This window comes from Ligilactobacillus apodemi DSM 16634 = JCM 16172 (genome assembly GCF_001434405.1).
In the GTDB taxonomy this organism is placed as follows: Bacteria; Bacillota; Bacilli; order Lactobacillales; family Lactobacillaceae; genus Ligilactobacillus; species Ligilactobacillus apodemi.
In genome coordinates, this window is sequence record NZ_AZFT01000004.1 from 71807 (window position 1) to 86334 (window position 14528).

The window sequence follows — 14528 nt, forward strand, 5'->3', positions numbered from 1 at the left end:
GTCTTCAGCTTAATAACTGGAGACGATTTTTTAGTGTAATTATTTAACTTTAGCGATCTTACCTTGTTCGATGTAGACAGCTAAAATGGAAAGATCAGCTGGATTGACCCCACTGATCCGACTAGCTTGCGCCAATGTTTCTGGGCGGATCTTAGACAATTTTTGCTTAGCTTCAGTTGCTAACCCTTCGATCGCTTCATAATCGATTTGATCAGGGATCTTCTTTTCTTCCATCCGTTTTAGTTTTTCAACTTTTTCATAGGCCTTTTTGATGTAGCCTTCATACTTGTATTGAATTTCGATCTGTTCGATCACATGACGATCAAGTGGGCCTGCTGGTGCTGGAATAAATTGCATCAAATCAGCATAGGTCACATATGGACGGCGTAAGAATTCACTTGCCAAGACCCCATCTTTTAACGGACGATCGCCATGGGCTTCAAGGTAAGCATCCACTTCTGGGCTTGGCTTGATGCGAATTTTTGAAAGCCGTTCTTTTTCTGCTTGGATCGCCGCTTTTTTCGCTTCAAATGCAGCTAAACGTTCATCCGAGATCAAGCCGAGCTCATAGCCTAATTCTGTTAAACGTAAATCAGCATTATCATGCCGTAAAATCAAGCGATATTCGGCACGACTCGTCAACAAACGGTAAGGTTCATTGGTGCCCTTAGTTACCAAATCATCGATCATGACCCCAATATAGGCATCGCTACGTTTTAAAACGATCTCTTCTTTGCCTAACGCATGCCGACCAGCATTGATCCCGGCGATCAAACCTTGCCCCGCAGCTTCTTCGTAACCTGAAGTCCCGTTAGTTTGACCCGCAGTATATAAACCTTTGATGAGTTTAGTTTCTAGCGTTGGCCGTAATTGATATGGTGAAACGATATCGTATTCGATCGCATATCCCGGGCGCATCATTTGCGCATTTTCCAAGCCAGGGATCGAATGGACCATTTGTTGTTGGACATCTTCTGGTAAAGAAGTCGATAACCCTTGAATATAGTATTCCGCTGTATCGCGTCCTTCTGGTTCGATGAACAATTGGTGGCGTGGTTTATCAGAAAAGCGCACGATCTTGTCTTCGATCGATGGACAATAACGTGGGCCGACCCCTTCGATCACGCCAGAAAACATTGGCGCACGATCTAAATTGTCACGAATGATCTTGTGTGTCATTTCTTGCGTGTAAGTCAACCAGCATGAAAGTTGTTGTTTCACATCTAAATAATCAGCATCGTCACTTTCATAGCTAAACAAATGTGGTTGTTCATCCCCTGGTTGTTCTTCTGTCTGATCATAATCGATCGTATTACCATCAACTCGTGGTGGGGTCCCAGTCTTGAACCGCTTGAGTTCAAAACCTAATTTTTCAAGGTTTTTCGACAATTCGACCGCTGCTTGCGTATTGTTAGGGCCTGAAGAATACATCAATTCACCGATGATGATCTTCCCTCTGGCTGCTGTCCCCGTTGTTAAAACGACCGCTTTGGCACCATAACAAGCACCCGTGTTAGTTACAACTCCTTTAACTTCACCATCTTCTATGATCAGATCATCCACGATCCCTTGACGCAAAGTCAAATGTGGTTGATTTTCCAAGGTGTGCTTCATTTCGATCGAATAACGACTCTTATCTGCTTGTGCCCGTAAAGCTCGCACGGCTGGGCCTTTACCCGTATTTAACATGCGCATTTGGACATAAGTCTTGTCGATATTTTTGCCCATTTCACCACCAAGGGCATCTACTTCACGCACCACGATCCCTTTAGCTGGGCCACCGATCGAAGGGTTACATGGCATAAAAGCCACCATTTCTAGATTGATCGTGATCAAAAGAGTTTCATTGCCCATCCGAGCTGAAGCTAGCGCAGCTTCACAGCCAGCATGACCTGCCCCAACAACGATCACATCATAATCTTTTGCTTTATAGCGTTCTCCAAATTGCATAAAATTCTCCTTTATTTCCCTAAACAGAATTGACTGAAGAGTTGATCTAATAATTCATCTTGATAGCTATCACCCGTGATCTCACCCAATAATTCCCACGCATTGGTCATATCGATTTGGACTAGATCAACTGGTAATTGTGCATCTAAGCCAGCTAAGACAGCCTCAAGTGAAGCTTTTGCCCGTTCTAACAAGGCAATGTGGCGCGCATTTGTTACCAAAATGTTAGTTTGGGAGTTTTCGATCCCACGATAGAAGAGTTGTGCGATATGTTCTTCTAATTCATCAACGCCTTCATTTTTTAAAACTGAGGTCTGTAATACTTCAGCTTGATCTACGTGTTGATAGAGTTCAGTTAAATCAAGTTGTTGTGGTAAATCTGTCTTATTTAAGACGATGATTCGCTTTTTATCTTGGGTCATTTCTAGCAACTCAAGGTCTTCTTTAGTCAACGGCTCACTAGCATTTAACAATAACATGACTAGATCCGCTTGAGTGATCGCTTTTTTCGAGCGTTCGACCCCAATTTTTTCGACCGTGTCGTCAGTCTCACGGATCCCCGCAGTATCGACAAGTTTTAAAGGTACGCCCCTAACATTGACGTATTCTTCGATCACATCTCTAGTCGTCCCGGCAATATCGGTCACGATCGCCTTATCTTCATGTAATAAATGGTTCAATAAACTTGATTTACCCACGTTAGGGCGTCCAACTAAAGCTGTCGCCAAACCTTCCCGCAAGATCTTTCCTTGTTTAGCTGTCACCAATAATTTTTGGATCTGCGCTTTAACATCTATTGCTTTTTCGCGGAGCATCTTTGAAGTCATTTCTTCGACATCATCATATTCAGGATAATCAATATTAACTTCAACTTGCGCTAAGACATCTAAGATCTCTTGGCGTAATTTAGTGATCAACTGGGATAAATTACCATCTAATTGATTTAACGCAGCTTTCATCGAACGATCTGTTTTTGCTCTGATCAGATCCATCACTGATTCTGCTTGAGCTAAATCGATTCTGCCGTGTAAAAAGGCACGCTTGGTAAATTCACCTGGTTCAGCTAAACGCGCCCCATTTGCTAAGAGCACTTGCAAGATCTTATTGGTTGGCACGATACCCCCATGACAGTTGATCTCGATCGTGTTTTCCCGGGTAAAGGTCTTGGGTGCTAACATCACTGAGACCATTACTTCGTCAATCACTTCATTAGTCTTAGGGTCGATAAAATGTCCGTAATTGATCGTATGACTAGCAGCCTTGGTCAAGTCTTTACCAGTAAAAACTTTCGCAGCGATCTGCACTGCATCGTCACCACTTAAACGTACGATCGAGATCGCTCCTTCGCCTGGTGGGGTCGCGATCGCTGCGATCGTATCAAATTCTGTCACTGTATTTGCCATGAGCTTCCTCCGTTTGTTAATTTTAAGCAGAAAAAAAGCGCCTACTCCACACAAAATAAACTTGTCCCACGACAAGTCTTTATGTGGATAAAGCACTTTGACTACTTTATCAATTAAGATAAGAATGATTATCTATAATATAATGTTAATCTGGTAAATTGTCAAACAAATGTTTTACGCGCACAACTTAATTTTGGGCTAAGTACGCATCTAGTTCCGCTAAATAAAATGCCTTTTGCTTTTGACTGATCCAAGATGCTTCAAACGAGTTTTTTGCCAACGCGACTACTTGTTCTTTAGTCAAATCGTATTTTTGTGCCAAAGCATAGTAGTTATCCCCGATATAACCACCAAAATATGCGGGGTCATCTGAATGAATGGAGATCTTTACCCCTTTTTCTAGTAATTCTAAGACTTCTTTTCCTTTCATGTCAGCGGCAATAAAGTCATTTGACAACGGACATGAGGTTAAGCCGATCTTGTTTTTAGCTGCAAAATCCACTAAATCAGGATCTTCAACAATATTTGTCCCATGATCGATCCGTTCAACGCCGATCACTTCCAACAATTCCCGAATATGCGCTAAAGAATTTACTTGATCAACGTCAGCATGAGCGGTGACATGTAACCCGTGCTCTTGTGCCGTACAAAATTGGTTGAAAAATTTCAGCGGCGGATTATTATGCTCATCGGAATCAAGCCCGACTCCGACAAATTTATCTTTATAAGGCAAAGCTTCTAAGAGCGTTTGGCGCGCCGATTCGCGGGATAAATCACGTAAAAAACACATGATCAAGCAGGCATCAATATTTAATGCTCGTGCATCCACAGTAGCCCGGAGTAGCCCAGTAATGACCGTCGAAAAAGCGATCCCCCGACTCGTGTGTGCTTGCGGATCAAAGAAGATCTCAGCGTGACGTACATTATTTTGAGCAGCTTTTTTCAAATATGCCATCGCTAGTTCGTAAAAATCATCTTCTTCGATCAAAACGTTCATTGCGGGATAATAGACAGCTAAAAAAGATGCAAGATCATCATATTTCAAAGATTCTTCGACTTCAGCAATCGTTTTTTGCCCGATCTCAATGTTATTTTTTTTAGCTAATTTCAACTTTAGTTCGGGTTCTAATGTCCCTTCAATATGGACATGTAATTCTGCTTTAGGTAAATTACGGGTGAATTCGCGGGTCACTTCTGTCATGTCAGCCTCCTAGATAATTCGGGTTTAAAAATATTATGTAATATAATATCATCAAAAAATTAAATGTCAACCTAAAAAAACCGAACAAAAAAGCAAGGCGTTTGACCTTGCTTTAAGTGTTATTCAAATTTAAATTTAATAAATTTACCACTGATGCGAGCTAACTGCAACAACTCTTCCATTGTGGGTAAAGCCTTACCTGCTTCGATCTCTTTTACACGTGCCAAACTCAAATTTGCCTGACAAGCAAATTGTTTTTCGTCTAAATTAAGCTCTACGCGTAATTTGTGTACATTAAATTGATAATCGATCCGTAAATTTTGGAGTTGATAGTGCTCTTTGGTCGCTCCGGATAATTGCGGTCGTTTTGACTCATTTAAAATTGCAGTTTTTGTTACTAATTGTTGCTTTTTTAGCTGAGCTTGTCTAAGCTTAGCTCGCCGTAAGATCGCATCGTGTTGCTTGCGCATCGTCATCAAAAACTCTGGCACCGTTTGGGCACGATATGGCGACAAAGGCCAGAATCGACTTGTTATTTGTTTTTCCAAAACGTCCCCCCTATTTTTTACTAAATTATAGCAAAAATTTCCCCGAGACATTTCAGAAATTTGGTAGTTTTACTAAACAGCCAATTCGATCTTTTCTAGTAACTTAAACGAATTATCTTCTTTATTGAAATCATATTTAAAGATACAACCATTTGGTACACTTGTAACTTCTTCGGTAGGACTCCAACGTTTTAAAAATTGCAAGCAAGCATTGGCATGGGTGACCGCTAAAACAGTTCTCCCACTTGATTTTTGCATGATCTCAGTACAGGTTTGCACCATGCGCTCTTGCACTGCTTGGTCGCTTTCACCACCATATTTTACAAAAAGTTCCCCGTAAGGACGCAAGTGTTGTAAATAATCGTGTTCGCCTTCCAAAATGCCAAAGTTTTGTTCTTTTAAGCCCTTAAGTCGCATATAAGGCAAGGTCGTTAAATGACGTAAAGTATCGCAACAACGCTCCGAAGCTGAACAATAAGCCGCTGATAAATCAACGTCTTTAAAATACTTGCTAGCATCTTTTGCTTGGGCGATCCCTTTTAAGGTCAAAGGTGAATCGCTCCAGCCTTCAATCTTGCCTAAACTGTTAAATAATGTCTGCCCATGGCGCATCAAATATAATGTTTGTTCCATTTATTTTCCCTCAATAATATTCTATTTTCTCCCCAACAAATATAGCGCTTTCTTTTTTGCCGAGAAAAACCAACTGCCAACCAAATCATTGTAGTGTTTTTTACTTAAAATATTACTAAAATAGCGCTAAGAATCCCTTAAGGTTCCTAGCGCTAAAACTGTATCTTATTTAAAAGGCACCACCTGTGCCACCGCCCCCACCACCGGAGCTACCGCCTGAAAAGCCACCAGATCCGCCAGTTGCCGAGGAATAAGTGCTTGCGTTCCCAAATGTGGTCGCAAAACTTTGGGTAAAACTAGTGTCCCATGCTCCCATAAAGTAAAGGGCATAATATGGTCCAAAGGCTACTTCTAACTCAGTGGTGTCAAACTGTGTTTCTAATGCTTTAATAACTTTTTTAGCTAAACCAAACGCTACAGCATATGGTAAGATCTGTTCCCATAAAACGATATCACCCACTTCACGGAGATCAACGCGCCCGACATCTTTTAGCATCGCCTTAAAGCAACGTAACTGATACACTTGAGCTTGACCTTTAGCCGTATAATTAGAGTGCGTTAGGAAGTATTTTCCACTCAAGATCGCGATCACGATCCCTAAGGCTAAACTAGTCCAACCGATCCAACCTCCGATCACAAAACCTAAGATACCTAAAGCAATTAGACTAAGAGCCATACCGCCTAAAACACTCCAGTTTAGCCGTTGATTTTTACGATCAAAGTAGCCCAACGCTGCCGTTTGGTCATAAATTTCTTGTGACCAAGCAGAAAATTTCTTTTCTAACTGTTTGGCATTTTTTTCGCGTTTACCGTGTTTTTTGAGCGCTGTCAAACTAAACTCTTGCCCATTACCTACTTTTTCAAACAAATAGCGTAATAGCGGTTCTTTTAACAAGGCTTTATCGCGTAATTTAAGAATATAATCATCGTTAACCTGGGTTATTTCTACCTTATTTTGCCCCGCCAACTCTAGGAAATAAACACTTAACTCTTGTGCGGTCGGGGGTGCGATTCTCAATAATGCCTTTGCTTTAAGGGGATCAGGTTCAGGGATTTCATAACTATGTTTTATCGGTGGGAATTTTTGCTTTTTATTTCCCGGGTTACGCACCAAAATTCCAATAAAACCTAGGGATAATAGACCAACTAGCCCACTGAAAATATTTTTAAGTAATCGACTTCTTTTTTCTTGTGCTTGCCGCTTTTGATTTGCTTCTTTGGCTAATTTAGCTTCAGCTTTTTGTACACTAGCCTTGATTTTTTTCGTTGAAACTTTAGGGTTATCCTTAGTCACACTCGTGGGAAACAGCATGTGCGTTTCAAGCATCGCATCCGTCGAAAGTTCGGGCAAGGTCATGGTGACTTGACCTTTTTGTTTGTCAACATTAGTTTGACCGGTCAAAGGTCCATGCGTCCAAGCCTGTAAACTGTTGATCGGTGCCGTGGGGAATTGGACCGTAACTTTTACATTACTCAAGGGTTCATCCCAGCCTTTACCCAAGATCTTCCAATTCAACTCAGCACTATCTTGATAATTAGTGATCAAGCCTGTTAACACATAATGGTAGGTGACGATCATATCATTATCACTGATCTGATGATAAACTTTTAAGTTTAAATTATCGCTTGTTTGGGTGAGCTGATACGTATTATTTGTCCCCGCAGAACTTTCTTGCAAGGTAATTTCTTGATCATCTTGCGTAATCGCCACACTCACATCGGTCACACTATCGACCTTTTGTAAGCTCTGGTCGTAAAAGACGCCATTAAAATCACCGTCAAATGAGTAAGTTATTTTTTGCGTGAAATCAAGTGCGCCATCGCTTCTAACTTGAGCGACCGCATCATAGTTAGTGATCTCATAACTACCATCTGCCAAGATCGTGCTTGGTTTTAGTAAAAAAATAAGGCCTAAACTAAGTAATAACAACATCCAATAAAAGCGCTTTTTCATTGATATCCCCCCTTTTTTAAAGATTCACTTTTAGTATACAGGGTCGTAATTTTACTGTCTATTTTTATAAAAAGTAAAACTGACAAAAATTCTTAAAAAAAGGTAAATATGAGTATGAATTTATTAATTGAGTTATATTTAGCACGTCATTCCCATATTATATTTAAATATATTCCTTGCCCGGGCAAAATAGACGAACTTTTTTTATGAAAGCTCACCTATTCATGAAAAAAACGAACGATATTGATTATCGTAAATAAAGGAGCTATTTATGGCAAAGAAGAAATATCTTTATGAAGTAGACCTGATGCGATGCTTTTTCATTTTCGGGGTCCTACTCAATCACACCACATCCCTTTTTTCCAGTGCATTAGGGCAAACATCCACTAGTAGCGGTAAATTTTTAGTTTCAACTCACTTGATGCTCCATTTTCCGCGCATGGGTTTTATGTTTGTCACCGGACTTGTTTTATTCTTGCAATATTACGATCGTCCTAACGTGAATTACTGGGAATTTTGGAAAAAAAGGTATAAGGGTTCGGGAATTCCTTACATATTTTTTAATGGGTTTTACATGCTCTGCGCTTTACTACTTGCAGGCACATTTTCCTTTGGTTTATGGGGAAAAGAATGGTTTTTAGCAATGATTCGGGGGGATCATTACTATCTTTACTATATTTTGGTGATCTTTCAACTGTATTTGATCTTTCCAGTTTTAGTCTGGATGTTTAAAAAGCTTGAAGATCATCACGAAGCGATCTTGCTTGTGAGCGCGATCTTGCAGGTCATCTTGTTGATCTATGCAAAATACATTTACCCTAATATCAGTCATCAAGGCTGGCCTTATTTTGCAGTCCACTACGGAAATCTCTTATTGACCTACCAATTTTATTTCATTGCTGGCGCTTATACTTGGATCCACTATGCCGATGTCCAAAAACTATTGTTACGTCATCAGAAACTGATCTTTATTACGACTATCATTTTATCGCTTGGCACATTAGCTTTATATCACTTTAACGTAGCCGTCTTACACCTACCACAACATAATGCTAATTTGATCCACCAACCGTATATGTTCTTTTATGCCGTTTTTGTGATCAGTTCGATCATCATCATCTGTCTAAAATACGCCGATAATCGCACTAAACCAACTTGGCGCTGGTTTAGCAGGCTCGTTGAAAAGGCAGCTAAAGTTTCCTTTGGGATCTACTTACTTCAAACGATCCCGCTGTTATTTTTAACTGGCATCTTAAATAGTCTCAAAACACAACTCAGTAGTAGTGTCTTATTGGCGCTACTACCTGTGGGCTATTTTTTTGTGCTCGGTATCTCATGGTTGATCGCGGAATTTTGCCTAAAAGTTCCCCCATTTGGCGCTTTGATCGGGCGCCCCAACCACCATCAATTGCTTAAACGAAAGGATCTGAAAGCATGACAAATTTAACGAAGGATCTCAAAGATAACTTAACTCAAAATAAAGACCGAAAATTTTTACGCGATATTCGCCTTGATCAATGGTTTGATGGTTCACAAGTTGAAGCCGACATCGCTTTATTCCAACAAGTCTTGCGCCAAGCAAATTTCGGCCGTGATGACGTGGTCTTAATGTCATTGGAAAATTCCGCGGGTTATATTCCGATCAACCAAGCCCTTTGGCGTTTAGGTATCACGGCTCACCCCGTTTCAGCTGAAACTCCAGCCAGTGAACTAAAAAGCGATCACGACCAAAATCATTATCAAGGGATCATCTTGACTAAAGAAAAAGCCCAAGCCTTTAGCTCTGACCCTAACTTGGAAATGGTTGCCCTTTCGCTCCAAACCTTACCGGAAATGGTTTTCTTTTACCAACGTGATCTTTCCGCTGGTCGTCCACAAGTTCCACTTGAATCGACTCTGGGCTGGATCTTAAATACGAGCGGAACCACTGGTAAGCCTAAACAAGTCGGGCTAAGCCATGAAATTATGTACAAAGCAGCTAACTATGATCTTACGAGTCATGAATTGACCCCTGACGATACCGTCTTGATCGTGATGCCCATGTTTCATATCAACGCTCAAGAGTTGATCATTAACGCTACGTTACTTTCAGGTGGAAAAATTGCCATCGCCCCCCGCTTTAGTGCACGTAACTTTTGGCGTTGGATCAAAGAAGTTGATGCTACTTGGTCTTCGATCGTCCCCACGATCGTCACGATCCTTTTGAAAAATGAAGCATCACGGCAAACCTTTGACCCCGATAATAAATTACGCTTTATCCGCTGTGCTTCAGCGATGCTTGCCCTAAACCGTCACGAAGAATTCGTCAAGACTTTCAAAGTTCCGATCCTTGAAGGCTACGGTATGACCGAGGCTTGCAGTCAATGTACTTTAAACCCACTAGATGCGATCAAACGAGGTTCGGTGGGTAAACCTTATCACACAGATGTTAAGATCATCGCGCCTGATGGTTCCTATACTTCTAAGCCCAATATCCAAGGAGAAATTGCCATCGCCGGTGACCATGTTATCACTAGTTATCTCGGAAATAACACTAAAGATTTTCATCATGGTTGGTTTCATACCGGTGATCTAGGCTATTTTGATGAAGATGGCTACTTGTGGTTGAATGGCCGCATCAAGCACGTCATTATCAACCGTGGGGGCGAAAAAGTCAGTCCGATCATCGTCGAAAATGCCTTAGCAGAGCTTGATTTTATCCAAAATGTGGCGGTCGTACCGACACCCGATGAGCTCTATGGTGAAGTTGTTACTGCTGCTGTTATTTTAGACGAAAAATTTAAAGCTGACCACCAAAAAGCTCGTACCTTGATCAATGAACATGCGCGCGCTACTTTACCTAAATATCGGCGTCCGGAAAAAATCTTTTTTGTTGATTCTTTCCCACTCAACCCGACACGCAAGATCATGCGAGAAGAATTATCCAAACAACTGCAAAAAATCGAAAAAGAGGGGTAGATTTCTTTGGCTAAATCACATCAACTCAGAAAAATATTTATCGTAGTCTTTTTGATCGGCTGGTTGTTCATTGCTTATTTTGGCTGGAAACAAACGACTGATACATCTTCCAAACTAACTACGATCACGATCGGTTATCAGGCTGGTGACGAATTTGACATCGCTAAAACACGTGGTGAATTTGCTAAAAAAATGAAAAAAGCAGGCTACAAAGTCAAATTCAAAGAATTCCAAAATGGTTCTGCCGAAATGCAAGCTTTAGCTACTGGCGCGATCGATTACGCTCGTACTGGTGACACGCCACCCGTAACAGCTTTAGCATCTGGAACTAACTTAACTTATGTTGGTGCTGGGGGCTCAAAAGAACAAGGAACTGGGATTTTAGTCAAGACCTCTTCTGGTATCAATTCATTAAGCGACTTAGCGGGTAAAAAGATCGCCTATACGCAAGGAACAAGTTCACAATATCTTTTATTAAAGGCTCTGCAAAAAGCAGGTCTTTCCACGAGTGATGTTGAACTTGTCAGCCTTGATCAAAGTGCGGCTGCCGTTGCCTATGAAAAAGGCAAGGTCGATGCTTGGGCTAACTGGGATCCACAAACTTCACGCTTGGAATTAAATGGTTCTAAGTTACTCGTTAACGGTTCAGATATCAGCGACAACAACCGTAGTTACTTAGTTGCTTCAACTAGCTTTGCTAAAAGTAATAAAAAAGTTAGCAAGTTGATCATCAAATATCTCAACCAAGATATGCAATGGGTCAACAAAAACCAAACTAAAGCAATCAAAATGATGGCTAAGAGCCTTAAATTAAGCACAAGCGTTGTCTCTAAAATGGTCAAACGCCGGACTTACTCCTTTGGTTACATGACCAAAACGGCGGTCCAAGAATCACAAGACATTGCCAACCTCTTTTATGAACAAGGCGTGATCAAAAAGAAAGTCAACGTCAAATCACATGTCCAATATTTGAAATAAGCAAAAAGGAAGGCTGTAATATGAAAAAAGCAAAAACTAATTTTTGGACTAAGGTCTATCCTTGGATCTTACCGGTCGCCATCATCGTGTTTTGGCAGATCGCAGTCCAAACTAAACTGATCAACTCCCAGTATGTTCCTGCACCGTCAGCGATCGTCGCTCAAGCGATCAAATCATGGCAAGCTGGGACCTTACAAAAAAATATCAGTATCTCACTGTATCGTGCTACGCTTGGTTTCATCTGGGGTGGTGGCCTAGGCTTTTTCTTTGGACTATTTTCCGGGATCTCAGCGTTATTTCGGGCAACATTTGATTCCACGATCCAAATGTTACGTAACATCCCTCACATGGCCTTGATCCCGTTGATCATCTTAGTTTTAGGGATCGATGAAAGTGCCAAGATCTTTTTAGTAGCAGTCGGAACATTTTTCCCGATCTACATCAATACTTATCACGGAATCTCTTCGGTCTCAGAAGACTTGCTAGAAATGGGGCGCTCTTATGACCTTACCAACTGGCAACTGTTTACTAAGATCATCTTCCCCGGAGCATTGCCAACGATCTTAATGGGCGTCCGGTATTCTTTGGGGACAATGTGGGTCTCCTTGATCGTAGCGGAAACTGTTTCAGCCGACTCCGGGATCGGCTACATGTCAACAAATGCCCAACAGTTTATGAATGTTAAGATCATTTATCTGTGCATCATTATCTATGCCTTGCTCGGAAAACTCTCTGACTTTATGGCTAAGCAATTAGAGATCATCAGTCTTGATTGGCAAAAAGCCTAAATTGACTGCTAACAACTCGAGAAGAAAGGTGCGCTAAAGAACCACTATTTTAGCGTATAAGGTGAAACATATGAATTTAGTGGAAGTTAAGCAAGTTAGTAAAGCTTACGGTAAAAACACCATTTTAGATACAGTTGATTTGAATATCCAAAAAGGGTCTTTTATCGCTCTTGTCGGCATGAGTGGTGGTGGTAAAAGTACTCTCATGCGTATGATCGCAGGGTTAGAAGAAGCTACTAGTGGTGTGATCGTTTTTAACGGCCACAAAGTTCGGGGCTTAAATAAAGAAGCCCGGATCATGTTCCAAGATGATCGCCTCTTGCCTTGGATGACTGTCATGGAAAATTTGACTTTTGCTAATAAATCGCCTGAAAAGCTCGCTAAAGCAAAAGAACTTCTAGAATTAACTGATCTGACCGAACATTACGATAAATACCCTACGGCACTTTCTGGGGGACAACGGCAACGGGTCGCTTTGGCGCGGGCTTTGATGTCAGAACCTAAACTACTCTTATTAGATGAACCTTTAGGCGCTTTAGATGCACTAACACGCCAAAAAATGCAAGATCTGATCTTAGACATTTGCCAAAAACAAGCGATCACTACGGTCTTAGTCACCCATGATATCGCAGAAGCGGTCCGCATGGCTGACAAGATCTACGTCATCAAAGACCAAGGGATCAGCGGGCGTTTTGACAACCCCAATTATACGGGAAGCGCCGATGAACAACGATTGCAACGCGATCATACCGAACAAAAAGTGCTAGATGTGATCTATGGTATTTAAGCAAAAAGTCTGGATGAAAATCCAGGCTTTTTGTTTTGGCATCAAAAAAGAGACCACATTGCTGTGATCTCTCCAAAAGGGTGTACAATTACTTATCTGACCGCTGTCAAATATCTATCAAATTCATAAAAAGGCTAATATAACGACAACTTCCAAAATGAGCAAAACACTGAGCGCAAAGCCACTGGCGAGGCGCGAATTGTTTTAGGATATTATATTTTGCCACTGCACTCACGTTTCAATGCCTGCCACATTTTAAAAGCCATAGCTCAATTACAAACTCCATCAAGCTATGCCATTATCATAACAGATATTTTTTTAAGATTCATTTTTTTCCTATGTTGCCCATTTTTGTTCCTATTTGTCAGAATTTGTAAAATCTTTTAGCAAATTCCTGATTTTATAATTAGTACGTGCAGGAAAATACTCGACATCTCCATTGCGAAACATGATCTTATGGTTTCTAAAATCGACCGACTTAACATTCCGAAGATTAATGATACAAGATTGCGAGATCCGTTTAAGCGTGGGATAACGGTCGAGTAAGTTTTGCAAGTTGCCGGTAATATCGACCGTATTATTTAACAAGTAAACACACAGGCGATGGGGTTTATGGTTATGCGTCGTTATATAGATCACATTATCAAGGTTCTCATAATACGTCTCACGTCCCACTTGATAGTTAAAAATGATCTGGGGCGACTGGTCGATCAAATCCAGTTTTTTTACCGCTAGTTCTAAGGTATCATTCAAACGTTTTTGCAGCGCATCATCACCGATCCGCTCGACCACGATACAATCTAATGCTGGAATGCGCCGAAAAAAGACATAATTTGCGCTGGTATTGAAGCGCGTAACAAAAATGATCTGCGCATTTTGATCGACTTTTAAGATCTGTTCTGCCACGTCCAACCCATTATTTTTTTCTAGTAATTCGATCTCTAAAATATAAATACCGTAAATTACCCCTTGTTTAGTCACAAAATCTAATAAATCATCACTACTGTTAAAACTCCCTCCTACTTCAAGTTTATTTTGGATCGTTTCTGCCTGGATCATGATCGCCACGTCCATCAAAACTGTAAACATTTTTTGAAAAGCTTTTTCTACCAATAGAAGAACGTTATATTTCAAAAAGTTCTCTGCTATATAAAATGTGGAATAACATAAAAACAGCTGCTGTTAGAAAGAAATATAGCTTTTCCTTTCTTAAATTCATTGACTAAAGATGTTTAGCCTATCTTATTATTTTCTCTTGCTACTATCTGCATCTTTAGCGCTAACCAACCAGAAACATTGGCGATAGTCGTGTAGTTTTTAGGTTAATG

At 40.7% G+C, this 14528-nt stretch carries 12 protein-coding genes; 5 read left to right on the plus strand and 7 right to left on the minus strand.

The features are described 5' to 3' along the window. Positions 1-39: 39 nt before the first annotated feature. The 6 genes from mnmG to FC32_RS01125 all read right to left on the minus strand — a co-directional run bounded on the left by mnmG (position 40) and on the right by FC32_RS01125 (position 7689). Positions 40-1950, minus strand: a complete 1911-nt coding sequence (mnmG, locus tag FC32_RS01100; RefSeq protein ID WP_056957201.1) for a tRNA uridine-5-carboxymethylaminomethyl(34) synthesis enzyme MnmG — start codon at positions 1948-1950, stop codon at positions 40-42. Between the two features lie 11 nt (positions 1951-1961). Next, the gene (mnmE, locus tag FC32_RS01105; RefSeq protein WP_025086995.1) at positions 1962-3353 is read right to left on the minus strand and encodes a tRNA uridine-5-carboxymethylaminomethyl(34) synthesis GTPase MnmE; all 1392 of its coding nucleotides are present in this window, start codon (positions 3351-3353) and stop codon (positions 1962-1964) included. 187 nt (positions 3354-3540) lie between these two features. Then, positions 3541-4554 carry an adenosine deaminase gene (add, locus tag FC32_RS01110; RefSeq protein ID WP_025086994.1) on the minus strand — a complete coding sequence of 338 codons (1014 nt, stop codon included), beginning with the start codon at positions 4552-4554 and terminating at the stop codon, positions 3541-3543. Positions 4555-4673: 119 nt separating this feature from the next. Continuing rightward, a complete protein-coding gene (locus FC32_RS01115) occupies positions 4674-5102 on the minus strand; it encodes a helix-turn-helix domain-containing protein (RefSeq protein WP_025086993.1) in 429 nt (142 codons plus the stop codon). A 72-nt stretch (positions 5103-5174) separates the two neighbouring features. Continuing rightward, positions 5175-5735, minus strand: a complete 561-nt coding sequence (locus FC32_RS01120) for a histidine phosphatase family protein (protein WP_025086992.1) — start codon at positions 5733-5735, stop codon at positions 5175-5177. Between the two features lie 169 nt (positions 5736-5904). After that, on the minus strand, positions 5905-7689 hold the full coding sequence (locus tag FC32_RS01125) for a DUF2207 domain-containing protein (RefSeq protein WP_235804333.1): 1785 nt from the start codon (positions 7687-7689) through the stop codon (positions 5905-5907). Between the two features lie 271 nt (positions 7690-7960). On the opposite strand from FC32_RS01125, the gene FC32_RS01130 reads away from it, so the two are divergent. From FC32_RS01130 to FC32_RS01150, 5 genes are all read left to right on the plus strand, one after another. After that, positions 7961-9127 (plus strand): acyltransferase, encoded by a 1167-nt coding sequence (locus FC32_RS01130; RefSeq protein ID WP_025086991.1) that lies wholly within the window; start codon positions 7961-7963, stop codon positions 9125-9127. Then, positions 9124-10647, plus strand: a complete 1524-nt coding sequence (locus FC32_RS01135; RefSeq protein ID WP_025086990.1) for an AMP-binding protein — start codon at positions 9124-9126, stop codon at positions 10645-10647. The genes FC32_RS01130 and FC32_RS01135 overlap by 4 nt, the downstream gene beginning before the upstream one ends. Before the next feature lie 6 nt (positions 10648-10653). Then, positions 10654-11625 carry an aliphatic sulfonate ABC transporter substrate-binding protein gene (locus FC32_RS01140; RefSeq protein WP_025086989.1) on the plus strand — a complete coding sequence of 324 codons (972 nt, stop codon included), beginning with the start codon at positions 10654-10656 and terminating at the stop codon, positions 11623-11625. Between the two features lie 20 nt (positions 11626-11645). Continuing rightward, the gene (locus tag FC32_RS01145) at positions 11646-12413 is read left to right on the plus strand and encodes an ABC transporter permease subunit (RefSeq protein WP_025086988.1); all 768 of its coding nucleotides are present in this window, start codon (positions 11646-11648) and stop codon (positions 12411-12413) included. A 70-nt stretch (positions 12414-12483) separates the two neighbouring features. Then, on the plus strand, positions 12484-13200 hold the full coding sequence (locus FC32_RS01150) for an ABC transporter ATP-binding protein (RefSeq protein ID WP_025086987.1): 717 nt from the start codon (positions 12484-12486) through the stop codon (positions 13198-13200). A 357-nt stretch (positions 13201-13557) separates the two neighbouring features. Here FC32_RS01150 and FC32_RS01155 read toward each other — a convergent pair whose 3' ends face one another. Next, complete coding sequence (locus FC32_RS01155) at positions 13558-14334, minus strand: LytR/AlgR family response regulator transcription factor (RefSeq protein WP_025086986.1); 777 nt, start codon at positions 14332-14334, stop codon at positions 13558-13560. Between the last annotated feature and the right edge of the window lie 194 nt (positions 14335-14528).

Coding starts and splice junctions, on each gene's coding strand:
- FC32_RS01135 (WP_025086990.1), top strand. CDS start 9,124: ATGACAAATTTAACGAAGGATCTCAAAGATAACTTAACTCAAAATAAA.
- add (WP_025086994.1), bottom strand. CDS start 4,554: ATGACAGAAGTGACCCGCGAATTCACCCGTAATTTACCTAAAGCAGAA.
- mnmG (WP_056957201.1), bottom strand. CDS start 1,950: ATGCAATTTGGAGAACGCTATAAAGCAAAAGATTATGATGTGATCGTT.
- FC32_RS01145 (WP_025086988.1), top strand. CDS start 11,646: ATGAAAAAAGCAAAAACTAATTTTTGGACTAAGGTCTATCCTTGGATC.
- FC32_RS01120 (WP_025086992.1), bottom strand. CDS start 5,735: ATGGAACAAACATTATATTTGATGCGCCATGGGCAGACATTATTTAAC.
- mnmE (WP_025086995.1), bottom strand. CDS start 3,353: ATGGCAAATACAGTGACAGAATTTGATACGATCGCAGCGATCGCGACC.
- FC32_RS01125 (WP_235804333.1), bottom strand. CDS start 7,689: ATGAAAAAGCGCTTTTATTGGATGTTGTTATTACTTAGTTTAGGCCTT.
- FC32_RS01130 (WP_025086991.1), top strand. CDS start 7,961: ATGGCAAAGAAGAAATATCTTTATGAAGTAGACCTGATGCGATGCTTT.
- FC32_RS01150 (WP_025086987.1), top strand. CDS start 12,484: ATGAATTTAGTGGAAGTTAAGCAAGTTAGTAAAGCTTACGGTAAAAAC.